This is a genomic window from Roseivirga spongicola, from assembly GCF_034376045.1.
In the GTDB taxonomy this organism is placed as follows: domain Bacteria; phylum Bacteroidota; class Bacteroidia; order Cytophagales; family Cyclobacteriaceae; genus Roseivirga; species Roseivirga spongicola.
On the sequence record NZ_CP139724.1, the window covers coordinates 4229379 to 4253812 of the forward strand.

19 protein-coding genes are annotated in these 24434 nt (G+C 36.9%); 5 read left to right on the top strand and 14 right to left on the bottom strand.

Annotated elements, in window-relative coordinates; translation table 11 throughout:
* Positions 1 to 2: 2 nt before the first annotated feature.
* From T7867_RS18515 to T7867_RS18535, 5 genes are read left to right on the top strand one after another with little or no spacing between them, the layout of a single operon-like run.
* The gene (locus tag T7867_RS18515) at positions 3 to 4133 is read left to right on the top strand and encodes an AAA domain-containing protein (protein WP_068224689.1); all 4131 of its coding nucleotides are present in this window, start codon (positions 3 to 5) and stop codon (positions 4131 to 4133) included.
* Complete coding sequence (locus tag T7867_RS18520; protein WP_322299643.1) at positions 4126 to 5427, top strand: hypothetical protein; 1302 nt, start codon at positions 4126 to 4128, stop codon at positions 5425 to 5427. The genes T7867_RS18515 and T7867_RS18520 overlap by 8 nt, the downstream gene beginning before the upstream one ends.
* A complete protein-coding gene (locus T7867_RS18525; RefSeq protein ID WP_068224695.1) occupies positions 5424 to 6842 on the top strand; it encodes a phospholipase D-like domain-containing protein in 1419 nt (472 codons plus the stop codon). The genes T7867_RS18520 and T7867_RS18525 overlap by 4 nt, the downstream gene beginning before the upstream one ends.
* Entirely contained in the window at positions 6835 to 7413 is a 579-nt protein-coding gene (locus T7867_RS18530; RefSeq protein ID WP_068224697.1) for a hypothetical protein, read from the top strand. The genes T7867_RS18525 and T7867_RS18530 overlap by 8 nt, the downstream gene beginning before the upstream one ends.
* On the top strand, positions 7410 to 8528 hold the full coding sequence (locus T7867_RS18535; protein WP_068224700.1) for a Card1-like endonuclease domain-containing protein: 1119 nt from the start codon (positions 7410 to 7412) through the stop codon (positions 8526 to 8528). Before T7867_RS18530 ends, T7867_RS18535 begins: the two co-directional genes overlap by 4 nt.
* Positions 8529 to 9046: 518 nt before the next feature.
* On the opposite strand, the gene T7867_RS18540 is transcribed toward T7867_RS18535, so the two are convergent.
* The 14 genes from T7867_RS18540 to T7867_RS18605 form a co-directional block, all read right to left on the bottom strand.
* Positions 9047 to 10024, bottom strand: a complete 978-nt coding sequence (locus T7867_RS18540) for a hypothetical protein (RefSeq protein WP_068224715.1) — start codon at positions 10022 to 10024, stop codon at positions 9047 to 9049.
* Positions 9990 to 10253: a MerR family transcriptional regulator gene (locus T7867_RS18545; RefSeq protein WP_068224718.1), complete on the bottom strand. Its 264-nt coding sequence runs from the start codon at positions 10251 to 10253 to the stop codon at positions 9990 to 9992. Before T7867_RS18545 ends, T7867_RS18540 begins: the two co-directional genes overlap by 35 nt.
* A gap of 90 nt (positions 10254 to 10343) precedes the next feature.
* Positions 10344 to 10958, bottom strand: a complete 615-nt coding sequence (locus T7867_RS18550; RefSeq protein WP_068224721.1) for a hypothetical protein — start codon at positions 10956 to 10958, stop codon at positions 10344 to 10346.
* A 2-nt stretch (positions 10959 to 10960) separates the two neighbouring features.
* Complete coding sequence (locus tag T7867_RS18555; RefSeq protein WP_068224725.1) at positions 10961 to 12229, bottom strand: phage integrase SAM-like domain-containing protein; 1269 nt, start codon at positions 12227 to 12229, stop codon at positions 10961 to 10963.
* A gap of 218 nt (positions 12230 to 12447) precedes the next feature.
* Positions 12448 to 13236 (bottom strand): hypothetical protein, encoded by a 789-nt coding sequence (locus T7867_RS18560; RefSeq protein ID WP_068224728.1) that lies wholly within the window; start codon positions 13234 to 13236, stop codon positions 12448 to 12450.
* On the bottom strand, positions 13236 to 16088 hold the full coding sequence (locus T7867_RS18565) for a type I restriction endonuclease subunit R (RefSeq protein ID WP_068224732.1): 2853 nt from the start codon (positions 16086 to 16088) through the stop codon (positions 13236 to 13238). The genes T7867_RS18560 and T7867_RS18565 overlap by 1 nt, the downstream gene beginning before the upstream one ends.
* 260 nt (positions 16089 to 16348) lie before the next feature.
* A complete protein-coding gene (locus T7867_RS18570) occupies positions 16349 to 17248 on the bottom strand; it encodes an Abi family protein (protein ID WP_068224735.1) in 900 nt (299 codons plus the stop codon).
* A gap of 405 nt (positions 17249 to 17653) precedes the next feature.
* Entirely contained in the window at positions 17654 to 18058 is a 405-nt protein-coding gene (locus T7867_RS18575) for a GxxExxY protein (protein ID WP_068224738.1), read from the bottom strand.
* 374 nt (positions 18059 to 18432) lie between these two features.
* Positions 18433 to 19668 (bottom strand): restriction endonuclease subunit S, encoded by a 1236-nt coding sequence (locus tag T7867_RS18580; RefSeq protein WP_068224748.1) that lies wholly within the window; start codon positions 19666 to 19668, stop codon positions 18433 to 18435.
* 254 nt (positions 19669 to 19922) lie between these two features.
* Positions 19923 to 20195 (bottom strand): GxxExxY protein, encoded by a 273-nt coding sequence (locus T7867_RS18585; protein ID WP_068219022.1) that lies wholly within the window; start codon positions 20193 to 20195, stop codon positions 19923 to 19925.
* Between the two features lie 253 nt (positions 20196 to 20448).
* On the bottom strand, positions 20449 to 20841 hold the full coding sequence (locus T7867_RS18590; protein ID WP_322299644.1) for a GxxExxY protein: 393 nt from the start codon (positions 20839 to 20841) through the stop codon (positions 20449 to 20451).
* A 119-nt stretch (positions 20842 to 20960) separates the two neighbouring features.
* Positions 20961 to 22622, bottom strand: coding sequence for a type I restriction-modification system subunit M (locus T7867_RS18595; RefSeq protein ID WP_068220749.1), 1662 nt, complete (start codon positions 22620 to 22622; stop codon positions 20961 to 20963).
* A gap of 72 nt (positions 22623 to 22694) precedes the next feature.
* Entirely contained in the window at positions 22695 to 23834 is a 1140-nt protein-coding gene (locus T7867_RS18600; protein ID WP_157717615.1) for a PD-(D/E)XK nuclease family protein, read from the bottom strand.
* 307 nt (positions 23835 to 24141) lie between these two features.
* Positions 24142 to 24399, bottom strand: a complete 258-nt coding sequence (locus T7867_RS18605) for a hypothetical protein (RefSeq protein ID WP_322299645.1) — start codon at positions 24397 to 24399, stop codon at positions 24142 to 24144.
* Between the last annotated feature and the right edge of the window lie 35 nt (positions 24400 to 24434).

The following is a 24434-nucleotide window of genomic DNA, read 5'->3' on the forward strand; positions in this document are numbered from 1 at the left end:
TAATGGCAGTTGATAATTATTCCATAGAGCAATTTAGTCCTGGGACACTTATTGAAACAGAAGTAAAAAGGAAGATAGAACCGGGTGTTTTAGAGTTAGATGTAAGCAAAAATTTCACTTCTACAATCTCAATTCTCGACCTTGACTGGAACCTCACAAGAGCTGAAATTCAATTTAAGTCTATAAAGGAAGGAGATAGAATTAAGGCAGCTGTATATGAAATTACCCCTAATGATAATCATATTAGGTTTAGTGTCCGCCATCTCCTTGATAAGCCAATTGAGACAGACTATTGGAAGAATCTTAAACTTGGTGATATAATTTCTGGCAAATCCGTTGATGTCCTTTCAACGGGGCAAGTAGTTGAACTCCAAAATGATTTAACTGGTATAATTTTCGATCACTCTTATCAAGGTGATGATTTTCAATTAGTTACAAAAGACCGAGAAACTAATCTACTCATTCTTTCAAAGCCAGTACAGACTAGTCAAGAAAATGACCTTGAAGGAAGCAATTTACCACAAAGTAGTATTGTAATCAAAGATGAAGATTTCAGGTCTTTTGAAAGTTTCACTAAATCCATTTACAATGATTTTGCAGGCCCAGATGAGTTAGAATTTCTAGAATCAGCTTTTGAAGCAGAACCACAATTGTTTTCAAAAGAGTTAGTCACTAATTCAAGGTTATACCTTTCATTCGGATTAAACCACTCTGCTTGGGACAACTTTCAGGCACAAGTAATTCCCAGTATTCTCAACAAGGCGAATGATGAGGAAAAAATAATTAAAGAAGCCTTCGAACATATTGAGAAACAATCTTTTTGGATAAATCTTTCCAAGCGTAATGACAAAGAGTTCTTTACAATTTATAATGACCAGCTCAACTTTCATGGAGTTATTAATGAATTTGATGAAGAATCATGTCAATTTTTCATTTTCAATGCATCATTTGGAAGAAAGGATACAAATGCCTCTAGAGGTAAACAAATAAGTTCAAAAATCGGGTCATACGTACTTGTTGACGGAATTTCTTTACTAAGTCCAACAGACAATGTTCCAATCGGTGAATCAAAGAAACAGGTCTCTATTCTTAGACGGTTACAATTAAAAAGTCAGGCTTCAATAATTTTTACTGAGTTAAAAATGAAGACTGGAGAGATCATACGAAGTGAGGGAAAGTCTCTTCAAATATTTGATAAATTTTTAGAATACCAGATAGACCATGCCAAAAAGAATCTGCCTCCTCCATTCCCATTATCTGACATTCAAAGAACACAAGGTGGTGAAAAAATATCATGGATTCTTCCCCCAGAGGTTGATGATTATTTCGGAAAAGATGAAGAGGGAGAAATTTACCTTGACCTCCGTGAAAGAATAAAGTCCAACAAAAAGGATAGGACTTATGAGTATAAAAAGTTCGGCTCTGCAAAAGCTAGACAATTTGGCGAAGTTTGGTTATTAGAAATTGAAGACTCTTTGCCTCTAAAAGAGGTTAAAGAGTTATATATCCAGAAAAAAGCTTCACTCAGGCAGTACCAAGTACAAAGAGAAATTATTAGAGATTTCTTCGATAAAAAATTAAAACTTGATCATGTCGAAAACTTATTGGTAAACCCAAAAAGAATTAAAACTCCTTTTGAATCGCAAGCTGAATTATTCAATGAAAACCTGCGGAAAACAGAAGACCAAAAAACTGATAATCGACAAGTAAAAGCTGTTAGAAAAGCGATTGGTAACAAAGACATTTTCTTAATACAGGGACCACCTGGTACTGGTAAAACAACCGTCATTACAGAAGTTGTTAGGCAACTTGTGAGTCAAGGAGAGAAGGTCTTGGTGACAAGTCAAACCCATATTGCGGTAGACAATGTACTTGAAAAATTGACTGAAGAAAAGTCACTGTCTTTATTAAGACTTGGAGTTAAAAACAAGATAAGAGAGAGCCTACAACAACATCATCCTAACGAGCAAATCAAAGCCTATACTAAAGACTTTCTTAGATTCATCGACACCCAAATTGCAATTATTGAATTATGGGAATTAAAGAAAAGTGATGAAGAAATTAGGGGTACCGTTAAAGTCCTAAGAGAAGAGTACTCACCAGTAGTACGGGATAAATTGGCAGGGTTCAATTTTGACCTAGTTGATTTATTGAAGTCAAATTCACTAATAAAAACAAAGAGTATTTTCGATACACTAAACAAATGGAAAACTAGTGTTGAATCAGGACTTGAAATAATAATAGCACCAATCCTTTATAGCAGTGTAGATGTTGTTTTTGCGACATGTATTGGTATTAAACTCGATCAAGTATTCAATGAAATACAGTTTCAATTTGATACTGTTATAATAGATGAAGCAGGTAAGGCCAATCTTGCTGAGTCTTTGGTCGCTATTTCTATGGCCAAGAAGATCATTCTAGTGGGTGATCAAAAACAGTTACCGCCATATATAGAAAGTGACCTCTTAGACCCAAAAGAAGAGAATAGTTTCCCAAAATCTAAGTATGGTTTCAGGTATGGAAAAGAAGAAATTGAGTATGCACTAAAAACTTCATTCTTTGAATTTCTAACGAAAAGAATAGACGCTGGTCAATTTCCATTGACTAATAAAGAGATGTTAAACTATCAACATCGCATGCACCCGAACATTGGTAGATTTGTTAGTGAATCCTTTTATGACGGAGATGTTAAAATGGGTTCGAGTACACATTTGAATGAATTAGCCTTACCTGCGCCTTTTAATAAAGAAATCATATTTTTCAGTACGGGAGCTTTTGAAAATCCTTATGAGAGGCAGAAAGGATTTTCCATTATCAATCAGACCGAAGCTCAAATTCTTGTACAAGATATACTTCCTAAACTCCTAGAATTTGGCGTAAAGGATAGAGAAGTTGCGGTCATAGCCCCTTACAAATCTCAAGTAGCTCTGATTAAAACAGAATTGGAGGCCTCCGCTAAGCACTCTTTATCCAATATTGAAGTGGCTACATTGGACTCTTTTCAGGGTATGGAGTTCGATATCATTGTATTTAGTTTTACACGAAGTGCTAGCCCAGATCAAGAAAAAAAGAAAGTAGGTTTCCTTGATGATGCAAGAAGATTAAATGTTGCGTTCAGTAGAGCCAAAAAGAAACTTATTTTAATAGGAAATAGTCGAACACTTACTCAACAGTCAAGCCATTATGATGGCTTATTCCCTTTCACAAAATTATTTCAAAAGCTCGTAGAACTAAGCAATGATGAGAATATTGGGGCTTTTTATGAAACTAATGATGATGATTATGACTTTAAAAGCCCACATGAGAGATTCCAAGAAAAATATCCCGTAGGGTCCAATGTAAAGGGTGTTGTAAAAGCGATTGTGCCTTATGGAGCCTTTGTCACTATAGATGGATTGGATGGCTTAGTTCATAAAACAGACATTTCACAACACTTTGTGGCTGATGTGAATGATCATCTAGAAGTTGATCAAGAAGTTGACGTTAAGGTTCTCAAAATCAATATTGAGAATAAACAAATAAGTTTGGGAATCAAACAAACAAAAGAAAATGTCAAGGCACGAACTTCAGAATCAAGAGCAGCCGGAGATTACTTGTTATACGAGGAGTTCAAAAAGAAATTTCCAGTGGGTTCTAAGGTTAGGGGAAAAATTAAGATAATTAAAGACTACGGTATGTTTATAACCTCCCATGGTCTTGACGGACTCTTGCATATTTCAAATATAGGCGATGACAAGAACCTAGACTTGTCTCAAGATTTCAAGGTAAAGGATGAAATTCAAGTTGTCCTTCTAGATTATAATGATGAGCTAAAGAAATTCCAACTCGGGCTAAAGCAAATTAAAGAAATTGAAAAATGGGAGGTCTTTAAAGAAGCAAACCCTGCTCAAACAATCATTAAAACCACCATTAAAGATGTTGCACCTTTTGGAATATTTGTAACATTTGATTCAGGCTTTTCAGGCTTAGTGCACATTTCCCAATTGAATCCCAAAAAGCGGAATGAAATCAAAAAGCACTATTCTAAAGGAGACCCTTTAGACGTCATGATTCTCAGCTACAAAGATCAAAAAAGACAAATAGAGCTATCTGAAACTATGGCATTATTAAAGAACAAAGGCAGGCATGTTTAGAATAACTTTAGACATAGAGCAGCATTACAACACTTTGCTAGAAAATAATCAAGGTTATTTGCGTGCATTGGCTTTCCTTCAATACCCAATCTATTGTATTCATGCTACAATTTTAGACTCTACACCGGATGAACTTGAAATACTAGACAAAGCCATCCTTGACCTAGTCAAAGATAATCCAACCGATGCTAATTCAATCTCAACTATTCTGGGCGTTTCAAAAAGAGCTATAGAAAATAGAATAATAAAGTTAGAGAATGAAGAGTTAGTAGAAAATGGAAAAAGTATAACTACCAAAGGCAGGCTATTTATTACCGAAGGCTCTGAAAAACGGTATAGTAGAAAAGATATTGATATTTACCTAGACGGAACCAATAATCGGCCGGTTTCCAAGAATTTAGCGTGGTACTATAGTTCTCATTTTATAAGTGAAGAATATTATAATTTTTTCACTAAGGATGACGGACAGGTGATTATTCAAAGACCTTTTGCCCCTGACCTTGTACATGAACCTATTTCTGAAGAAAAAATCAAAACCTCCATTGAATCACTGAATGAAGATCAAAAGTCTAGATTTGGTATACCTATAGGGCTTGAAAAGATAGAATCAATGTCTTACACATTATTGACGTTACCGTTATTGGTATCTCTTTCTGACGATGGAAAACCAGTTAAACAGATCACTAATGGCCTAAGTCTTTCTGGTGAAAACGAACCAATAACTGAAATAAAGAAGATTTTAGAGGCAAAGATTCAAGGTTTGCTTGTACAACTAAACCCTTCAAAAAATCACGGCCCCACGATCGGTACAAATTGGTTTGAAGCTGATAACAATGACTTTGGGAATAACAGACTTTTCTATATCACAGAAGATGAGTTTAAAGAATTTATTGAGATTGAATATAGTCTAACTGGCTTAGAGAATGAAAATATAATATGCGATAAAAATGAGCTTGTATTAGTCATTACTAAAAAACTACTGGATCGCACGAGAGACAAAAAGTCTATAATCATAAACCTACTTCGAGGTCGAGACTATATAAGTAGAAATCCTCTTCATGGTGTTTGGAAGTTATTTATAACCTTCAAAACTACTGATGTGCTTGTTCAAGAAATTTGTGAATTATATGCACTATGCAAAGAATATGATTTCTCCCCACCGTTGGAAGAGGTATTAACTATGAAAAACAACATGAAAGGGAACTTCAGGAAAAATCTAATAGATCTAGAACTGAATGGCATTCTAGAAAAAATTGATATGAAGCTTTTTATGAATGATCCAAGCGAGGCATGAAGATTAAAAAAGACACCGATACTTTTAATGATTGGCTTTTTGTCAAGAAAAACAAATCCTTCCAAGCTTGGACGTCAAACAATGAACTACCTATTACGCTAGAAGGACAAACTGAATTAAAGAATATTATACTTGATCTCATTGAGATAGCAGAGGTATGCATAAAACTTTGTTCCTTCATACTAACAGATTCAGAAATCATTAATGCTCTACTCAATAAATTAAGAACAACAGACTGTTGTATTTTCATCCTCACACAGCTTGACTCCTCCAAATTCTCTGCGAGCCTCTTAACAGAAGAAGAACTTCAAGAAAACACAAATGAAACTCATTTAAACGCTATCAACTCACTATTCAATGAAGGGGCTCATATAAGGGCAGCTGAGAATGTCCATGCTAAATTCATCATTGTTGATAATAAAAAAACTTTAGTCACCTCAGCCAATATTACAACTCCCTCATTAAATAAAAATCCTGAGTCAGGTGTTTATTTGCAGCAAAACTCTTCGGATGTAGCATCAAAACTTTTTGACTCCATATATCGCTATGGAACAACCTATAATCAATTTGTAAAGTCAGGAACTGGAAGAAAGTTTATTAAGCATTCGAACTTTTCACTCTCATCAGAATGGCTTCCCAATGACCCGAAAGACTTTTTATATACACTTGGGAACTTAAACAATTCGATTTATTCTAGTCTAATAGAATTAATTGAAGAGGCTCAGAAAGAAATAATTATGTCCTCTTATTGCATCATTGGATTAGAAAATTTAACTGAATTTATGGACTCAATAAAGAGAGCCATTAATCGAGGAGTCGATATACAAATCTTCTGCAGAGGCATGAACTATAGACCATTGCACATGCTTGGTTGTATTGAATTTGCTGAATTAGGGTGCAAAATTTATGGTGACGTTTTTAACCATTCTAAAGGACTTTCTAACGAACAAAGTGGGATGATTTTTACTGCCAATATAGACGGTAGACATGGATTAAAAAGTGGTTTTGAAGTCGGTGCAAAATTGAACGGACCTCAAAATGATGCGCTAAGATCCTTTATGAAATGGCAGGTTGCGAATGCGCCTTATCAATTAGAAAAAGGAACTATCAGGAAGCACTACTTTGCTTCTTATGAGTGGTATGTAAAGGAAAAGGGATTAAAATGCCCTCCTCCATTGAAAAAAATAAGCTTTGACTGCAAAAACTTAAATAAGTCCCAGAGCGATCATTTAGCAGAAAAACCTTTCTATGGCTTTTATAAAGGCGGAAACTTAATGGCCCTCGATATTAACGGAGGTGCTTTTGAAACAAACTTTGAAAATGGAATGATTAAATTGAATCAGGCACAAAGTTCTTACAAAGGTTTTGAAAAATACTTGATTAGATACGAAGAAATGAGTTTTCATTATGAATGAGATAAGATATACCGAAAACTGGATCCAACTGTCAAGATCAGGTGAGTTCGAAGAGGCACAAGAGTTGTATTTCTCCAAACTTCTGCCCGAAATAATAGAGTCTTTTCAAAATAGATTTCAAGATTCCTTTAATAACGAAGATATGTTGATTTCCATTCTAGGCTTCTCTCCTGAACCGATAATCCTTACCGCCAAGGCTATGAAGCCTTCAAAACATGTAATTGTCACCACAGGTGAAAACAAAGCCGTGGAAGAAGTTCTTCAAAAGTATTTAGAAGACGGATATAGCATAATTAGACTGAATGACGAGTCATTTTTAGAAATGTACAAGGCGCTAAAGGAACAATTAATCTTAAATAATCACTCTAAGATTGTGGTAGATATTACCGGTGGCAAAAAGTCAATGGTTGCCTCAGCATCAATTTTTGCAAAAGATTATGCCTGTAAAATTGTTTATGTAGACTTTACCGAATACCTACAGGAGTTACGAAAACCAAAACCAGGAACTGAAGTGTTGAATATCGTTTACAACCCGAATACAGATCAGCCAGAGATCAAATTATCGGAATGAAAAACACTCAAATAGCTTTACTAGGAGGTCAAGTTATACCTATCTATTGGGGGATTAAAGAAAGAAACCCTGACCACGTCCATTTAATTTACACCGAACAACTCAAAGAAAAGCTGAAGTTAATTCAGGAAAGCTTTAGTTTTATCTCTTTTGATTTACACAAAGTAGACCCCTACGACTTTGATAATATTTCATCGGTTATAGAGAAAATTGTGTTTGAAAACGAGAAAGATGAATTTGAACTAAATCTGACGGGAGGTACTAAAATTATGACATTAGCAGCTCATAATGTTTTCAAGGATTTAGGATTGGAATCTTTTTATCTCGATCAGAAAAAGGAGTTTTTCTTCTTTAAGAAGAAAGAATATATACCATTGAAGAGTGATATCAAGATTGAAACTTTTCTTCGATTATCGGGTCATTCAAAGATCAACAAGACTTCATTATCTTCAATTACTGAAAGTGAGTTTGATATTGCTTTCCGAATGTTGGATTTGATCAAAAAGAAAGGCATTAGTAGGTTGTTTAGCAGGGTTGCCTCTAGAATAAAGGATTACTCGAAACCCTACAATATCAATTTGGATAATGGAGTAGAATTAACGTGGAGAAATGAGCTCCTGAAAATTAAATCACCTGAGTTCAATGAACACTTGAACCATAAAAAAGCTTTCGAAATATGTTTTTCCGGTCTTTGGTGGGAATTAGTGGTTGCCAAAACGGTTCGAAGCTGGAGTGCAAAAAAACAATTATTTTTGGGAGTAGAACTTTTGGTCAACTCTGATCAAGAAAAGGCAAAGAATGAGATTGATATAATCTTGAGTACTGGTAAAAGTATGATATTCTTAGAATGTAAAGCCGGTGATGTAAAACAGGAATCAGTAAATAAGATTAGAGCTGTAAAGAAGTTATATGGTGGCATTTCCACTAAGTCCATTCTCGTCTGTTACAGACAGCCAAGAAAAGATATACTTGAAAAATGTAAAGATCTTGATATAGAGGTTTTTGCCCTTCAAAAATCTACTAAGTCAAAAAATCAAGGAGATTTTATTCCTTTATCAAGCATTACAACACTTAATAGCAAGCTTACCGAATTAGTGCATAAAATTGAAGTTTAGTTTTTAGACACTACGAGCATTTTAAAACATTCACACTTTAATACCTCTTCAAATGAGCAAGTGGAAGTCTTGAAGGATTTGTTTCTAAGGAAGGTCAATTTGTATGAAGCAGCGGGCACAGGTAAAATATCCATAACAGCTGTCCATATTGGTTTCTCAATCAATTCAAAATATCATAGAAGATTTGAATGCACAGCAGAAATCGTAAATACAACGATACCTAGAATTCATTTCATGTAGTCGAACCGCAAAACAACAGTTTTCGAAACAGAATAAAGAATAATAAAATGTGAAGTTTTGTTAAGTTTATGAAGGGCAAAATGTCACCTCTTGACAATAACACTTAACGAATGTTTCTTAATTAAAAGGTTAGCTTTTGATAGCAATTAAAAATTGAGTAGTGCCTGAAATGAGCTAAAACAAACGTTCTTAAGAGATGAAGATTTAATATGCTTTATTCTCTTAGAATTTTACTTAACACCTTTTTTAATGACCTTTAGATAGACACATTATGTATACTATTTTCCACATAATAACAAGTTCGAATTAAAGGTCTCAAGCAATAGCTCTTTCAGGTTTATTTTCCCATCGAGTAACATTCTATTTCTTTCGACTGAATCCCTAACCCTTGCAAGATCTGTTTTACCACTAGGCTTCTGTTTTACAATTCTTTGAAACTCCTCAAACCCATCAGAAAGGTAAAGGCAAAGATTTTTGATATCACTAGTTTTTAATCCTGAAGGAATATCTGGGAATAGCTTAAAAACGATGGTTTGAACGACATTTTGCCAATGAATAAATAAAGGGCATTCTCCAATAAAAAGGTCCTCGGTAACTTTTACTCCCATTTTTCGGAGTATTTTTTTATCGTAATACTTTATCTCAAACCTATATGATCCTACGGGTGCGTCTATCACTTCTTTCGCTAAACGCTGCTTAGCTCTTACGTCATAAAGCTTTATTTCAAACTGAGTTAATTGCAAACGCCAACCATACACTTCTCTAGACTTACTTTTTTTCATGGCATCGAAAGCACTGTTCTTGTAAGTCATTCGCACCTTTTGTATCAAGTCAAAGTTTACTTGAAAAAACACGCCAATCTCAAGGTGATTGACCACAAATTGAAAAGCATCCTCCCCTACATCTAAGCACAACTTTTCAAGTGCATCAAAACACTCATTTAAAGTAAAAGAACAGGCGTTATGGCCGTGATAATATTTCCATAAGGAATTACAGAGCTCATGCCTTCCTCTTACCAAGTCAATTTTATGGTAAAACCCCTTCTCATTATCAGAAACCTTACTAGTCCAATATTTAGGAAAGCCTACCTCAGTAGTAGTGAGTGACGGTCTAAAAAGCCTATTCATATACTGAATAGGCTTTCTGTCCATAGTTTGAAAGGCCCATAAATCTGTAGGCGCTTGTAATTTCACAAAGTCAACCGGCATTTTCTTACTATCCTTAAACGGTTGTGCTTCGCATCTTTTGTAAATCATCGATTAACCAATTTCTTGAGAATAGCACCCGGCCATACATTCTTATTGAACGTATATCACCGGCTGCTACCCAACGATCGAAATTAGTCTGTGATGTTCTGCAAAATTCTGCAGCCTCTTCACGAGTAAGAAAGTGCTGAGGTTCTTTTTGATTTGAAAGCTTTTGGTCTACTACATCTTCAACCTGCTTTCTGATTTCTACGAGTAACATAGCATTGATCTGCTTCATGATTTTAGTTTTGAAGCAAATAGTGAATCATATGGGGTAATAAGAACCGGAACCCCTCACTATACATCGGGAGGGGCAAGGGAGGAAAATCTAAATATTAGCCCTTTTTTCAAGGGGTACACTATCCTGAATTTCCTTCATACTCACATTTAAAGACTCTATCATTTCACCCAAGACTCCCCTTACTTTATTCAAATTCTCATAGTGTTTCTCATTTGGATAGTCCTCTTTAAAACTACTGTTCGGCTTGTTCATTCCTAGCCCTTTTCTAAATGATTCCTTACCAACGCCCGTTAGATCATTTGCATTTTCCGCTATTATGGAGTCACTCGCTGACAAAACCTTCATTTTTTTCATCATGCTAAAGAATATTGCCAACTGACTAAAGTTGAAGCATGAATTAATCCCTTCGTTCACAGCGTTATGTGCCCTCTCATTCTCAAACTCATATATTTCATCGAACTTTCGGGTATTGTAATAATCTACATTCTCAAACCTATCATTTAGGGAATCTAAATCATCCCTTAGCCTAAAACTATCTTGCTTAAGCTTATCTAACTCTGACCTTATTGGCAGTATAAAATCATCCAAGAGTTCTCCGTTCTTGAATTGGGTTAAAACACCTTGAATTAACTCAACGAGTTGGCTTTCTGACCACTCAGAAAGAAATTGTCTCTCGTTCATTCTATCTTCTCTATAGCCCATGTTTACTGATTATTAAATAACATAACATCGATTAAGTCCTCATCACTAACGGCATAATAATACTCGTTAATCACTTTTTCTGTTTTTCCAGTAATAGAGGCAACATGCTTGGTTGGAATACCCCATTTATGACAAAGGGTAATAAAGGTTTTAACTGCCAAATGAGATGTCACCAAACTATACAAGGGTTCAAACTCTCCAGGAGCAATTTCTATAGCCCTATCAATTTCAACCTTTTTTAATAGCTCTTTCAGGTACATGTTATACTTCTGATCAGAAATATTAGGTAAAGAGTAATCATATTTTTCAAGGATGCTAAGCGGAATTGGTTTCAACGGTATGAAGCCCCTCTTTTTCTGCTTCTCAGTAATAGCTTCTATAAGCTTCACCTTCTTCCCTTCCCTTTCTATAGTCTGAATATGTTTGATGTTAAGTCTATTCAAGTCACCCACTCGTAGACCCACATAGCAGTTAAATACAAACCTATCCCTGACCCTAGATAGCTTATGATTATCAGAAAGTTCAGCATCTAGCAATCTACTAACCTCCTCCTCTGTCAAATAATACACCTTCTTAGTTGACTTAGCTACTTTAAAAGCCTTAAGGTCAACGTCTGGGTGAACCTCATAACCTCTACTTCTGGCCCATCTGAGCATTGACTTTAAGGTCTTAATATTCTTCCCAACAGTACTCTCCTTAGTTATACCCTTATGAGTTACTTTCAAATAAGAGACAAGAGCATCATAGTAGTTTAAGTCTGCTTGATCTATTGCGTATTCAAAACCCTCCGATTTATGAAATGACTCGATATGATTTAAAGTGCTATTATATTGTTTAAGAGTGCCTTTAGCTACACCCGCATGCGACTGCGCATTGATATAGTCTCTGAATACCTCTTTAATCATCGGACGAAGCTCTTCCTCAGAATCCTGTACAAAACCAGCCTCAAATTCTCGCTTGACGATTTTAGGCATAGGTTCAATACCTTTAGCAATAAGCCGGTTAACAGCGGCTTTTATATCTCTTTTAACCAGGTCAATATTCTCAATAGCATCTAACCTACCTTTCACACGTTGTTTAATGTAAGGTTCCATTATCTCTAGTTTACCTCTCACCTCAACAAACTCTATTGATTTCGGAGCAATTTTGCATGCTTGAAAATCGGCTACCTTACTGTTATGCTGGTACCTAACATAAATGGTAGTTTCTCCCTTTCTACTCAACCTAGGATTACCGTTCGAGTCCTTCTTAACTATTACTTTAATTGTCATTTTGGCAAGCTATTGGCAAGCGAAATGTAGTAAAATACGTGTAAATCATACTCAATGCGCACCATCCATTTTTCAAAAACCTGATTTAAATCTCATTTAAAGGCTTTTTAGAGCAAAGTCAAAAATTAGGTTCGAGTCCTGAGCGGATCACCAGAGAAAAAAGCCTCAGTTTAAACGCTGAGGCTTTTTTATTGCATAGCAATCTATTACCAAAAGGTCTAGTCAAATCTTCTACCATCACACCTGAAACAAACACCATTTTCAACATGAGTGTACTCTGGAAAATAACCAGCACCAAAACACCTTGCACAAGGAGTTAATTGGCCAATTAAATTTCCAAATTGGTCATAATGATCTATTTGGGTGGTTTCATGTAATTCTGTATGACAATCCCAGCAAAGGGTTAATAAAGCTTCATCAGGATATTCCCATGCCATTAATCCTTCTTGGTAATATTTGTGGTGAACAGACAACTTGTAAACATATTCCCAGAAGTACGAATTATTTACCTCAATACTACACTTCAATAGTTCTTTCTCAAGTTCATCTAGCTCTTTTGGTTTAACTTCCATTTTATTTAAAAATCCTCTTCTGTAAGACTCCCAATGACTCTCATACAAAGAGCCTAAGTTAATTCTCCTGAGTCCAACAACTCTTTTTCCCTTCATAGATGTACTAATACCAGTAGACTCATCCATCCTCGTATATTCAATAGAAGTTGACCCACTTTTTATATACGCCAAATAATTCATATTGGAAATCGGAGTGGACTTGTAAAGTGTATGAATTTCAACTATCGCTTCCTGAAAAAAAGCCACAAACAAATCGTAGCGTATTTTCTCATTGAGAACATATTTGACTAAATCTTCAGATAAACAAATACCAACCTGTGCCCCCTGGATAACCTTGTTGTTGTTACAGTGTTGGCAAGTGTTACAATCTCTTAAAAGAATCTTATCTCGTTTACTATTCCACTCAGACTGCCCTAATTGTTCTATGTAATCCATCACTCCCCCATCCCTCCTATGAATGTATCCACGAAATCGACCATTCTGTCGATAATGCGGTTAATGGTGGTTCTACGCTCCTTAAGCTTTGGCTTCTCTCCTTCTATCATTTCCATTACTTCGGTATTGATAGGCTTTCGCTCGGTAAAGAGATAGTTATCTATAGCACTGTGTAAAAGCCCTTCATTAAGGCTTTCTTCTTTAGCCAACAACTCAAGTGCTTTGGAGCGCTCAGCATTCCAAAAACTCTCAAAGGCATCATCTATCTGCTCTACATCTTCAATTTCTGGTAAGTTCTCTTGAATGAACTTCTCAATGAGTTCCTTCTTGCTTCTAAGTTGGGCGTCACCGGAAATGGCATCAATGATCTCCTTCTTGCGCTTCTCTTGATCTTCAGGCTTTTCTTCTTTCAGCTTGGCCAGCAACTTTAGTATATAGGCTACATTGACCTCATCTCTATGGATTAACTCCAGCTCAAAGTCCACATCGTTGAGAATTGAAACCTTCTCCTTTTCTCTGTCATTTCTGACCTTGTCATGAATATCTAGGTACTTGCTTTTGTAGTCCTCGAACTCTTGTGGATCAATGCCAATTTCATTTTCATCAAAATCTGCAAAGCCACTTAAAACATTCTTCAATCTCAGCAGCTCCCTAAATGCTTTTACAAACTCGAACTCCTCTTCTTCTGAACGCAGATCATTTACACTATCAACCGTAGGGGCGATCTGCTTCATCTTCTCCAATGCCTCTCTGAACTTCTCGACATAGTTCTCATAAGGCTCCATCAAGATTACCTCTTTGGCATCCTTATTCGAAAAGAGCGCTATAGCATCGTCAGTTGCTTTCTTGAGGTTTCTGAAGCAAACTATGTTCCCTTGAGACTTAGTCTCATCTAACGTTCTATTCGTTCGTGAGAAGGCTTGAATTAGACCATGGTACTTTAAATTCTTATCGACATAGAGTGTATTGAGTTTCTTTGAGTCGAAACCCGTTAAGAACATATTCACAACTAGTAGGATATCTACCTGCCCTGCCTTTACTCGCTTAGAGATGTCATTATAGTAGTCATAGAAAGATTTTGAGTCTTTGGTAGAGTACTTGGACCCAAACATTTGATTGTAGTCGTCTATAAACTCGTCTAGCTTCTCCCTACTGTGTTTATCTAAACCATAGACTGCTGCAGCTTCTTCAACAACTGAAACCTCCTCTCCAATCATTCCATCTGAAGCATTGTCATCTTCGTTCGGATTATAGCTAAAAATGGTTGCAACCTTAAGGTTGTGCTTACCCTCATTTTTAGCGGCTTTAAGCAACTCGTAGTAAAAGATTAAGGACTTAACACTACTCACACAGAAGGCTGCTGTAAATCGCTTACCATGAGTTTTTCTGTCATGGTTGACTGCTATGTAATCAACTATCTTACGTAGCCGTTCCGGGCTCTCTAGAAGCTCTTTGGTATCGATATCTTCTACCTCAATATCGATTTCATTATTACTTCCTTCCTTCTCTCGATAACGACCGACATATTCTATTGAGAACTTAAGTACGTTTTCATCCTTAATAGCATCAGTGATCACATACTTGTGAAGACACTCTTCAAATAGATCTTTTGTGGTGCGCTTGCCTAGCTCATTCTTAGTGGCATTGTCAGCAAAAATGGGTGTGCCCGTAAAGCCAAACATCTGCGCTTCCTGAAACCAATCTTTGATCCGTTCATGTGTTTCGCCAAACTGTGAGCGGTGACACTCATCAAAGATGAAGACGATCTTCTTATCCTTCTGATGCTCCATTCTGGACGTGTAGCGCTTCTTAGAAATCGCAGTATTCAGCTTCTGTATGGTAGTAACGATCAATGGCGTATCATCAGAGAACTGCTTGACCAGAATATTGGTATTGTCCGTAGAACTCACACTATCCTTCTGGAAGCTATTGTACTCTTTGGCTGTCTGGAAGTCGAGGTCTTTTCTATCTACTACAAAAACTACCTTATGAATCTGTGGAAGCTTAGTGAGGATCTGTGCAGCCTTAAATGAAGTAAGCGTTTTACCCGAACCTGTAGTATGCCAGATGTAGCCATTCTTGGTGGAGTTCTTTACTCTTTCGATGATGGCCTCTACCGCATAGAATTGATAAGGCCTAAGGATCATCAGTCCTTTCATCGTTTCATTGATGACCACATACTTGCATATCATCTTGCTCATGTGGCAAGGTTCTAGGAACTCATTGGCGAATTGCTCTAGGTTAGTGATGACCTTATTCTCTTTATCTGACCAATAGAAGGTGTTCTTAAAGCTCTCTCGCTTCTGATTTGAGAAGTACTTTGTATTAACTCCATTGCTGATGACATAGAACTGGATGTATTGAAAGAGTCCTGCAGAGGCACCAAAGGAATGCTTTTGATAACGCTTGACTTGATTAAAGGCTTCTTTGAGTTCTATCCCCCTCCGCTTGAGTTCTATCTGCACTACCGGAATACCATTCATGAGCAAGGTGACATCGTAGCGATTCTTATACTTGCCCTCCATAGTCACTTGGTTAGTGACTTGGAAGAGGTTCTGGCACCAGTGATCTATATTGAGGAACTCGATATAGGCAACGGTACCATCCTCTTTCTCTAAAGCATACTTATCTCTTAGTGTCTTGGCCTTATCAAAGACAGACCCTTTACTCAAATGATTGACCACCTTGGCAAACTCTTTCTGAGACAGAGACACTCCATTGTGCTTCTCTAGTTGAGCTTTCATATTAGCTAAGAGATCAGCTTCATCCTTAATGTTGACTCGCTGATACTTGAGCCCCTCTAACTGCTCAATAAGCTTGTTTTCTAATGCCTGCTCTGGTTGTATGGTCATTTAAAACTTTATTTTACTTTTTGCGTAAACCACTATAAATCAATTGATTAAAAAATTATTCTTTGAAGAATCTAATTCATTCTGTAACATTGTGTTACAAAAGATAATAAGTCGACTTGGTAAAAGCCGTTTGCTTTTATCGGGCCGCATAGAAATCCTCGGTTTTTCAACCGAGGTTTTTTTATTTCCTAAAAATATCCAATTCTTCCTCTTTACTTGCCTTTTTCAATAATATAGGTTCTAATCTATCAAACTGTTTTTCAAACCCATATTTCTTGTTCTTCCCATCCTTCCAAAAAACCAATCTTATAGATCGGAATGTCCGGATAAGTTGCGAAAAGTGATTTGATCTTTGTTTTAATCTGATGACCAGGTGTAACTCTATTACAGAGATAGAGCATACAAGTAAGAGACAAAAAAATACGTTTTTGTTGTACCTCTTGAAGAGGCATTGATAACCAAGTACTTCTTGGGTTTCTTAACTCATGGATAGGGCGCTTGACTAAATCTCTACTCCATAATCTAGAATGATGAGCCGCTATATTTCGAACGTAAACAATAGCCTCTAACCAACTTTCCAATTCAGTATGCAAATTGAGATCCATACTATTGGCAATTTTGGATTTAGCCGGAAGTTGTGTTTTTATATTCTTATAGATCTTAGATAATGTACCCATTGAGGCGACTTCAAGTATTTTCATCGCTTCTGGATGTTCATTAGGAAATCTATTTTTGTGATCAACTACGAATATTTCTGTACTCCAAGAAAATTCCTTTTCAAGTTTATCAAGTGATGATCTGAACCAATTATCTCGTCTAAAATACTGTGACTCTCGGTACCAGAATGGACCATGATCTTCCCACATGAAGTATATCATCTTGGTTCTAAGGGCTATCTCAATTCTTTCGATAGCGTCTAGAATGATCAGTCTCAATTGTCTATCAAAATTGTACTTATCAATAACATCCTCGAAAGATACACCTTCCTGAAAAGTATGATTTTGAAAATCAGCTTGTAAATCCCACCAATAGCCTTTTAGTCGATAATAACTAATGTTCTGAAGAAAATGACTTGCGAGATCTTTGTCTTGAAAAGACATCCCTCGGTCTTCGAGACGCTGAATTTGTTGCGCTATGGTAAGGAAGGGTTTAGGAGCCATAGCCTATAAAAAAAATGACCCAGAAGCAGTTCTTATGGTATGCTATCCGGGTTCTGTTAATACAAATATACGGACCCGAAGCATAATTGATGCATAAAACGCCAACAAATGTTAACGCTTTATGACTAGTAACGACATCTTTTAATTTATTAATCATTGATTAACAGATACTTATATATGATTTTTTGTCACTCATTTTCTTCTTTCTTCAAGCCCCCGACTTCAAGCTTCAAGCGGCCGCAGGCCCTCACACAAACATCTGCTGCAATAGTCATTGTCTAGACTGTGATTGATTTGATTTACGTGATGAGCATGATTAAATGCTGCAAAGCCTTAGCACCTCCATACAAAATCACATTAATCTCAAAATCACAATAATCACAGTACAGACACTTTCCCGTTTACTTATTTTTTCTTGAACTTTTTATTCTTGAATCTCTTGAATTGAAGGCTTCGCTCGCCAAAGTTGACCAACAACCCGATTTCTAAATTATAGGCTTCAAGATAGTTAATTGCCTGAGCGTAGTGAACATCCTCTAGTCTAGTGATCGCCTTAAGTTCCACTGAAATGGCATCCTCTACCAAAAAATCAACTCTTCTTGTTCCTATCTGCTCCTCTCGATAGAATATGGGCATTTCAAATTCTCTATTGAAAGCCAGCTTATTCTCATACATCTCTATGGCTAGTGCTCTCTGGTAGATTACCTCTTGAAAACCATTGCCTAAAACTTTATGGACTTCCATAGCACAGCCGATGATTTTACTAGTAAGATCTGAGTACTTGTACTGTGTGTTTACTGCCGTGTTCATTATGTAATTTAATTAATTGTCTTGACTGTCTTAACCATGATTTATTTGACTATTGCGATAACCATGATTAGACCACCACAGCCCTAACGCCTACAACCAAAATTGTCTTGACTGTGATTAATTTGATTTACATGATGAACATGATTTAACCTCCAACAGAAATCACATAAATCCCATAATCATAAAAATCACAGTGCAGACTGTATTAACCATGATTTATTTACAACTATAATGTCCATAATTAAACCACCACAGCCCTAACGCCTACAACCAAAATTGTCTTGACTGTGATTAATTTGATTTACATGATGAATATGATTTAACCTCCAACAAAAATCACAGTAATCCCATAATCATAAAAATCACAGTGCAGACTAAACAAACATCTGCTGCAATAGCCCTTTTTTAAAGTCCTTCATATGATCGATTTCTTCTAAGCAACCTTTAATTCGATGGTCTATTGATAATAGAAAATCAACTATTCTTTCTTGCTCTTCCTTACTAGAAAGTCCAATTAAAAGCCCTTTGAGCTGACTCGAATACAAGTGAATTACAGAGATACCCTGCGACAATCGAGCGACTTCAATTTTTCGAGCAGAACACAGTTGATACGCAATAAAACTACCATTCTGTTTTGTCCTGAAAACATTGACATCTCCGCCCAAGATCACACCTTTCTTATTTATGCTAGAAGCAGTAGCTATATCAATTTGAGTTTCTCCTGAAGCAGGAATAAGCACATCATTAGGCTCACTCAAGATAGACTCCTCAATACTTTGATTCGATTTTGAATACACTTTTTCAATTACCTCTCCATATGAGGTATAAAGCTCGCCATAACGAATACATTCATTCATTCCCTCTTCATCAATATCAGATTTGGAAACTCCTTTCCCTTTTAGAAATGAACCTATCTCCCCCAACCTTTTCTCCTCCCAATCCGGAAAGGCGGTACCATCAGGACGTTTAAAGCGAAGCTCGGGGTTGGTTTGACCTTGTTTGGGGAAGAGCTTTTGCATCACCCCTTTTTTGTAGGTTTCGAGCTTGTCTTTTTTCTCAGTAAGCAGTCGGATCTTCTCATCTACCGCACTCAAAAAGTCAGCGATCTTGCGCTGTTCGGGGAGGGAGGGGTAAGGAAGTCTCAACACCTTTACATCACTAGCCAAAATATGTTTAATCGTATTACCAGTCGTAATCTTGTAGATTAGTCTTTTACCAAAGTCTGTATAGAAATATTGAGAATAAAAACTACTATCACCCTCACCATTAGGCTTCAATATTAGAAGTGCATGACAATTTGATCCAGCATATTCTTTTGTTATTACAGCACATTCCCCGACATGACCAGACTGTACCATCACAATATCTCCCTCTTTTAATTGAGACTTCTTTTGCTTATTGTGAAAAGTACTATTGACATAAATTAAGCCTTCGGGATCAATGCTATTACTCTTTACATTTTTACCCTGTAAGTACATTGTCCCTCTCTCAGCATAGAAAGGTGTCGCCACTCCAACAAATCCATTAGTAACTGTTGGAAATAGCTTGCGAGCTTCAATATCTTCCCACTCTCCAACAAAACCCCTAAACCTTAAACTCGGAACCGCCATACTCAAAACTTTACGGGTGAATTTGTCTGCATCAGGATTCGCAGGATTACTTGATTTACCTGATTTAGTTTGTGCCCTCTAATTGATTCTATCATCTCTTCCATTTTATCCTTTTTATCCTATCATCTTGTTAATCCTGATCCTGATGGATATTTCGGGTTGAATACTTTCTTAAACTGTAAGCTTCTGGCTCCAAAATTAATAAGCAAGCCAATGGGCTTATCATAGGCAACTACGTAGTTTTTAGCCTGAGCTCAGTGAACATCTTCAAGGTTGATCAATGCTTTTATTTCTACAATTACCACATCTTCTACCACAAAATCGGCCCTTCTTGTGCCTACCTCTATGCCCTCATAAAAAATCACATGATCTTCTTCTCTTTTATAGCCCAAACCTGCTCTTTCTAATTCTATGGCCAGACATCTTTGGTAGATAACCTCTTGAAAACCGTTGCCCAAAGTGTTATGCACCTTCATGGCACAGCCGTTGATGGCATAAGTGAGTTTATCGAGATTAATCTTGTTCATCTTATTATTGTCTGGATCTTGATTTACTGGATTACCAGATTTACTTGATTTAATTCATACCACGCAATTGATTCTATCATCTTCATAACTTTATCCTGTTCATCCTAACATCTTGTGAATCTTAGTCCTGACAGGGTTAATTGTCTGCATCAGGATTCGCAGGATTACTTGATTTTCTGGATTTGGGTTGTGCTTCATTATACTTTCCCTGTTGCTTGTTCTTTTATCCCTGTTCATACTTTTATCCTGTAAATCATGATCCTGATGAATATTTCGGGTTGAATACTTTCTTAAACTGTAAGCTTCTGGCTCCAAAATTAATAAGCAAGCCTATGGGCTTATCATAGGCAACTACGTAGTTTTTAGCCTGAGCTAAGTGAACATCTTCAAGGTTGATCAATGCTTTTATTTCTACAATTACCACATCTTCTACCACAAAATCGGCCCTTCTTGTGCCTACCTCTATGCCCTCATAAAAAATCACATGATCTTCTTCTCTTTTATAGCCCAAACCTGCTCTTTCTAATTCTATGGCCAGACATCTTTGGTAGATAACCTCTTGAAAACCGTTGCCCAAAGTGTTATGCACCTTCATGGCACAGCCGTTGATGGCATAAGTGAGTTTATCGAGATTAATCTTGTTCATCTTATTATTGTCTGGATCTTGATTTACTGGATTACCAGATTTACTTGATTTAATTCATACCACGCAATTGATTCTATCATCTTCATAACTTTATCCTGTTCATCCTAACATCTTGTGAATCATGATTCTGACGATACTGGCGAGTCAATTCCTAATTCAGCACAGTAGTTCGCTATTTTTTGGTCAAGAGCACCCATCTGCTCTTCTAAGTCGCTTAACTCTTTGCTTACGGCTTGTAAGTCAATGGGTTCTTCCTCTTCAAAGGTGTCCACATAGCGTGGGATATTGAGGTTGTAGTCATTCTCTTTGATCTCGTCTAGTGTGGCGATGTAAGCATACTTGTCTTCAACTACGTAACCTTGACCCCCTTGACCCCCTCGGCCTTCGGCCACTCCCCCTGAATCAGGGGGAGAGTAGGTGCCAGCGTTATAATTGCGGTAGGTATTAATGATCTTATCGATGTCTTGCGGGCGGAGGTAGTTCTGGTTCTTGGCCTTTTCAAAGTGTTGGCTAGCATCTATAAACAAGACCTGCTCAGGATGTTCCTTGCACTTCTTAAACACCAGAATACTCGTGGGGATAGAGGTACCATAAAAGATATTGGCGGGTAAGCCGATCACGGCATCCAACCAATTGCGGTCTTCTATCAAATACTTTCTGATATGTCCTTCGGCCGCCCCTCTAAACAATACACCATGAGGCAATACACAGGCCATGGTGCCATTTTCATGCAGTTGATAGAGCATGTGCTGTACAAAGGCAAAATCGGCCTTAGAGCTCGGTGCTAGCTTACCATATTGACTAAAGCGGTCGTCCGTCATGTGCAAGCTACTCGCAGACCACTTAGCAGAGAAGGGCGGATTAGCCACTACCGCCTCAAACTGAAGGTCGGTGTGTTGCGGATGTTCTAAAGTGTCTTCTTGCCTGATATCAAAATGCGCAAAGTGTACATCGTGGAGGATCATGTTCATCCTCGCCAAATTATAAGTGGTGCGGTTCATCTCCTGACCATAGAAGTGGCCTACTTCCTCCACCTCTTTGGCTACACGCAATAGAAGCGAACCGCTACCACAAGTAGGATCATATACAGATTTGAGTCTTTTCTTTCCGGTAGTCACCAGTCGGGCCAAGATGGTAGAAACCTCTTGAGGGGTATAGAACTCCCCTGCCTTCTTCCCTGCTCCAGAAGCAAACTGCCCAATGAGGTATTCATAGGCATCACCCAATACGTCAGACTCGCTGTCTTCCAACTTAAAGTCTATTCTATCTAAATGGCCAAGTACCTTTACGATCAAGTCGTTCTTGGCTTTCTCTGTTCTACCTAATTTGGTGGAGGTCAAGTCGAGGTCTTCAAAAAGCTTATTAAAGTCGTCCTCAGACTCTGTACCCATGGTACTCTGCTCAATGTAGTTGAGGATCTGTGTGAGCTCTTCGAGGATAAAGCTGCTATCGCCCTCCTCGGCTTTGCTTGCTCCTTTATTGGCAATGGTGCTGAACAACTGTGAAGGCTTGAGGAAGTAACCAATGCCTTCCAAAGCCTCCTCTTGCAGGAACTCAAGCATTTCATCGCCATCTGTTGTTCCTTCAATGAGTTGCTCATATTGGAGCCCATCTTCTTTGAGTTGCTCATTGGCAAAGAGGTACATCTTTTCAGAGAGGTACTTATAGAAGATAAAGCCCAACATATAGTCTTTGAACTCATCGGCATCCATCTTGCCTCGTAGTTCATTGGCAATATTCCAAAGATGTTGTTGTATCTGTTTTTTCTGGTCTTCTGACATTTGTGATGACAGGTTAATATTTATGGTATAACTAGTACTTCTTTAATGATTACTTGAAATCAACATTCGTTTCTAGGAAGACAAAAGCTCTTTTAGTTCTTCAATAACTTCAAGCCATTGTTCTACTAGACCATCTAGTTTATCAAGGTCAAAGTCAATATGGTTCAAGTCATAATTTTTAGTTGCGACTCCAATCCAATTTCTCCCTTCCTCAGAATACAGTGATATTTTTTTCTTACTCAAAAACGATTCAAAAGACTTCAATTTTGCGGTTTTTCTTTTCGAAAGAATTGATTTGTACTCAGTCTTTAATTTACCATATAAGAAGATGTAAATTGAAAAATGCTCATTTTCTAATTCTTCATTGAAATAGATTTGAAGACCTATATTTTTAATTTTCGACCTTTTTGATGTACCAATGCTATACTCTCTATAATCTTTTGACCTTTTTGAGAGTATCTCAAAGCCTCTAGATTCACCTATATTATTGACCTCGTTCATAAAGGCTTCTTTTACCCTAAAATGAAGCTCGACAACTTCATTTATCTTTTCCTTATGCTCAGCGTAAAACTTCAGTAACCCAGGTTCATGACGTTGATTCATAATTTGATAGTTTATATTGAGGAGCAAGTCTTTTAAAATGAAAACATCTCTGCTCTGTGAAAATTCTAAATATTGACCCTGAAGGTTCTTTACTTCTTCGAAAAACTCAGAATGCGTGATATTTATAAAACCGTTGTGCTTTGGCTTTTCTTCAAATAGACTTAAAACGACACCAACTTTTCTATTTGTCTTATCTATTGACCAGTATGTATCTAAATCATTATTCAAGTAATGAAACATCTTGTTTTCTACAATCACATAAGACTCTTCATTACCACCGATCTCTTTTAATAATATGTCAATGCGCTGTTTCTTGACTGGCTCTTCTCGATAAACCTCCCATTCATTCCAATCTGCGAGATACTTCAACTTAGGTTTAAAACTGGTATTTCTTGCCTTCTTTTCGATTGCAGAAAAAAGTGCTCTCAAGTATAAATCTTTGAATCCATGAGAGCGTTCTTTATCAAAGTAATAGGCGTAAATGTTTGAAATGACATTTTCATAATGTGGGAATCCTGCGATATCTAAGAAGGTCCAAACCTCTTCAGGAATTTCAGGAAGTGGCTTTTTAAGGAATTGCTCTAAAGATTTTAAATCACTCTCAATCATTAGCTTCATTTGTTCTTTGGCAACTTGTTCTTTTACCGAAAATCCTCGGCATCCATCTTGCCTCTTAGTTCATTGGTACTGTTCCAAAGCTGTTGTTGTATCTGTTTTTTCTGGTCTTCTGACATGGGTAGTTTTGAAAAGATTTGAAACTACGGCTTTGCAGAATACTAAGCAATAAAGATTTTTCAGAAGTATTTAAATAAGACACTAACTCTAAAACAACAAAAAGGCCGCCCTTTCGGACAGCCTTACGCACTTTTTAAAACTCCTCAACCAACTTCTCATTCAACACACAACATCACGCTTATTAAAGTGCTTCAATTGCTTTTTTAAGATCTAGTAAAACCAAATCCATCTTTTTAGCATCGCTCATCATTTCGTCTAATACGTCCTGATGCTTTGCAATTTTAAAAGGAGCTGAGCCCATAGCTTGAGCATGCTCTTTTAATTGCCCCCAGGTGAAAAGGAGTTGCTCTGTTAACTTTGTAATCTCTGGTAGAGCATTATCACCTTCAGCCCGATCATCATTATGACTCAACTTCACGCGTCCCCCCTCCTCAATCACGCAGCAAAATTAGCAGAGTGAATTTCAGTAAACAT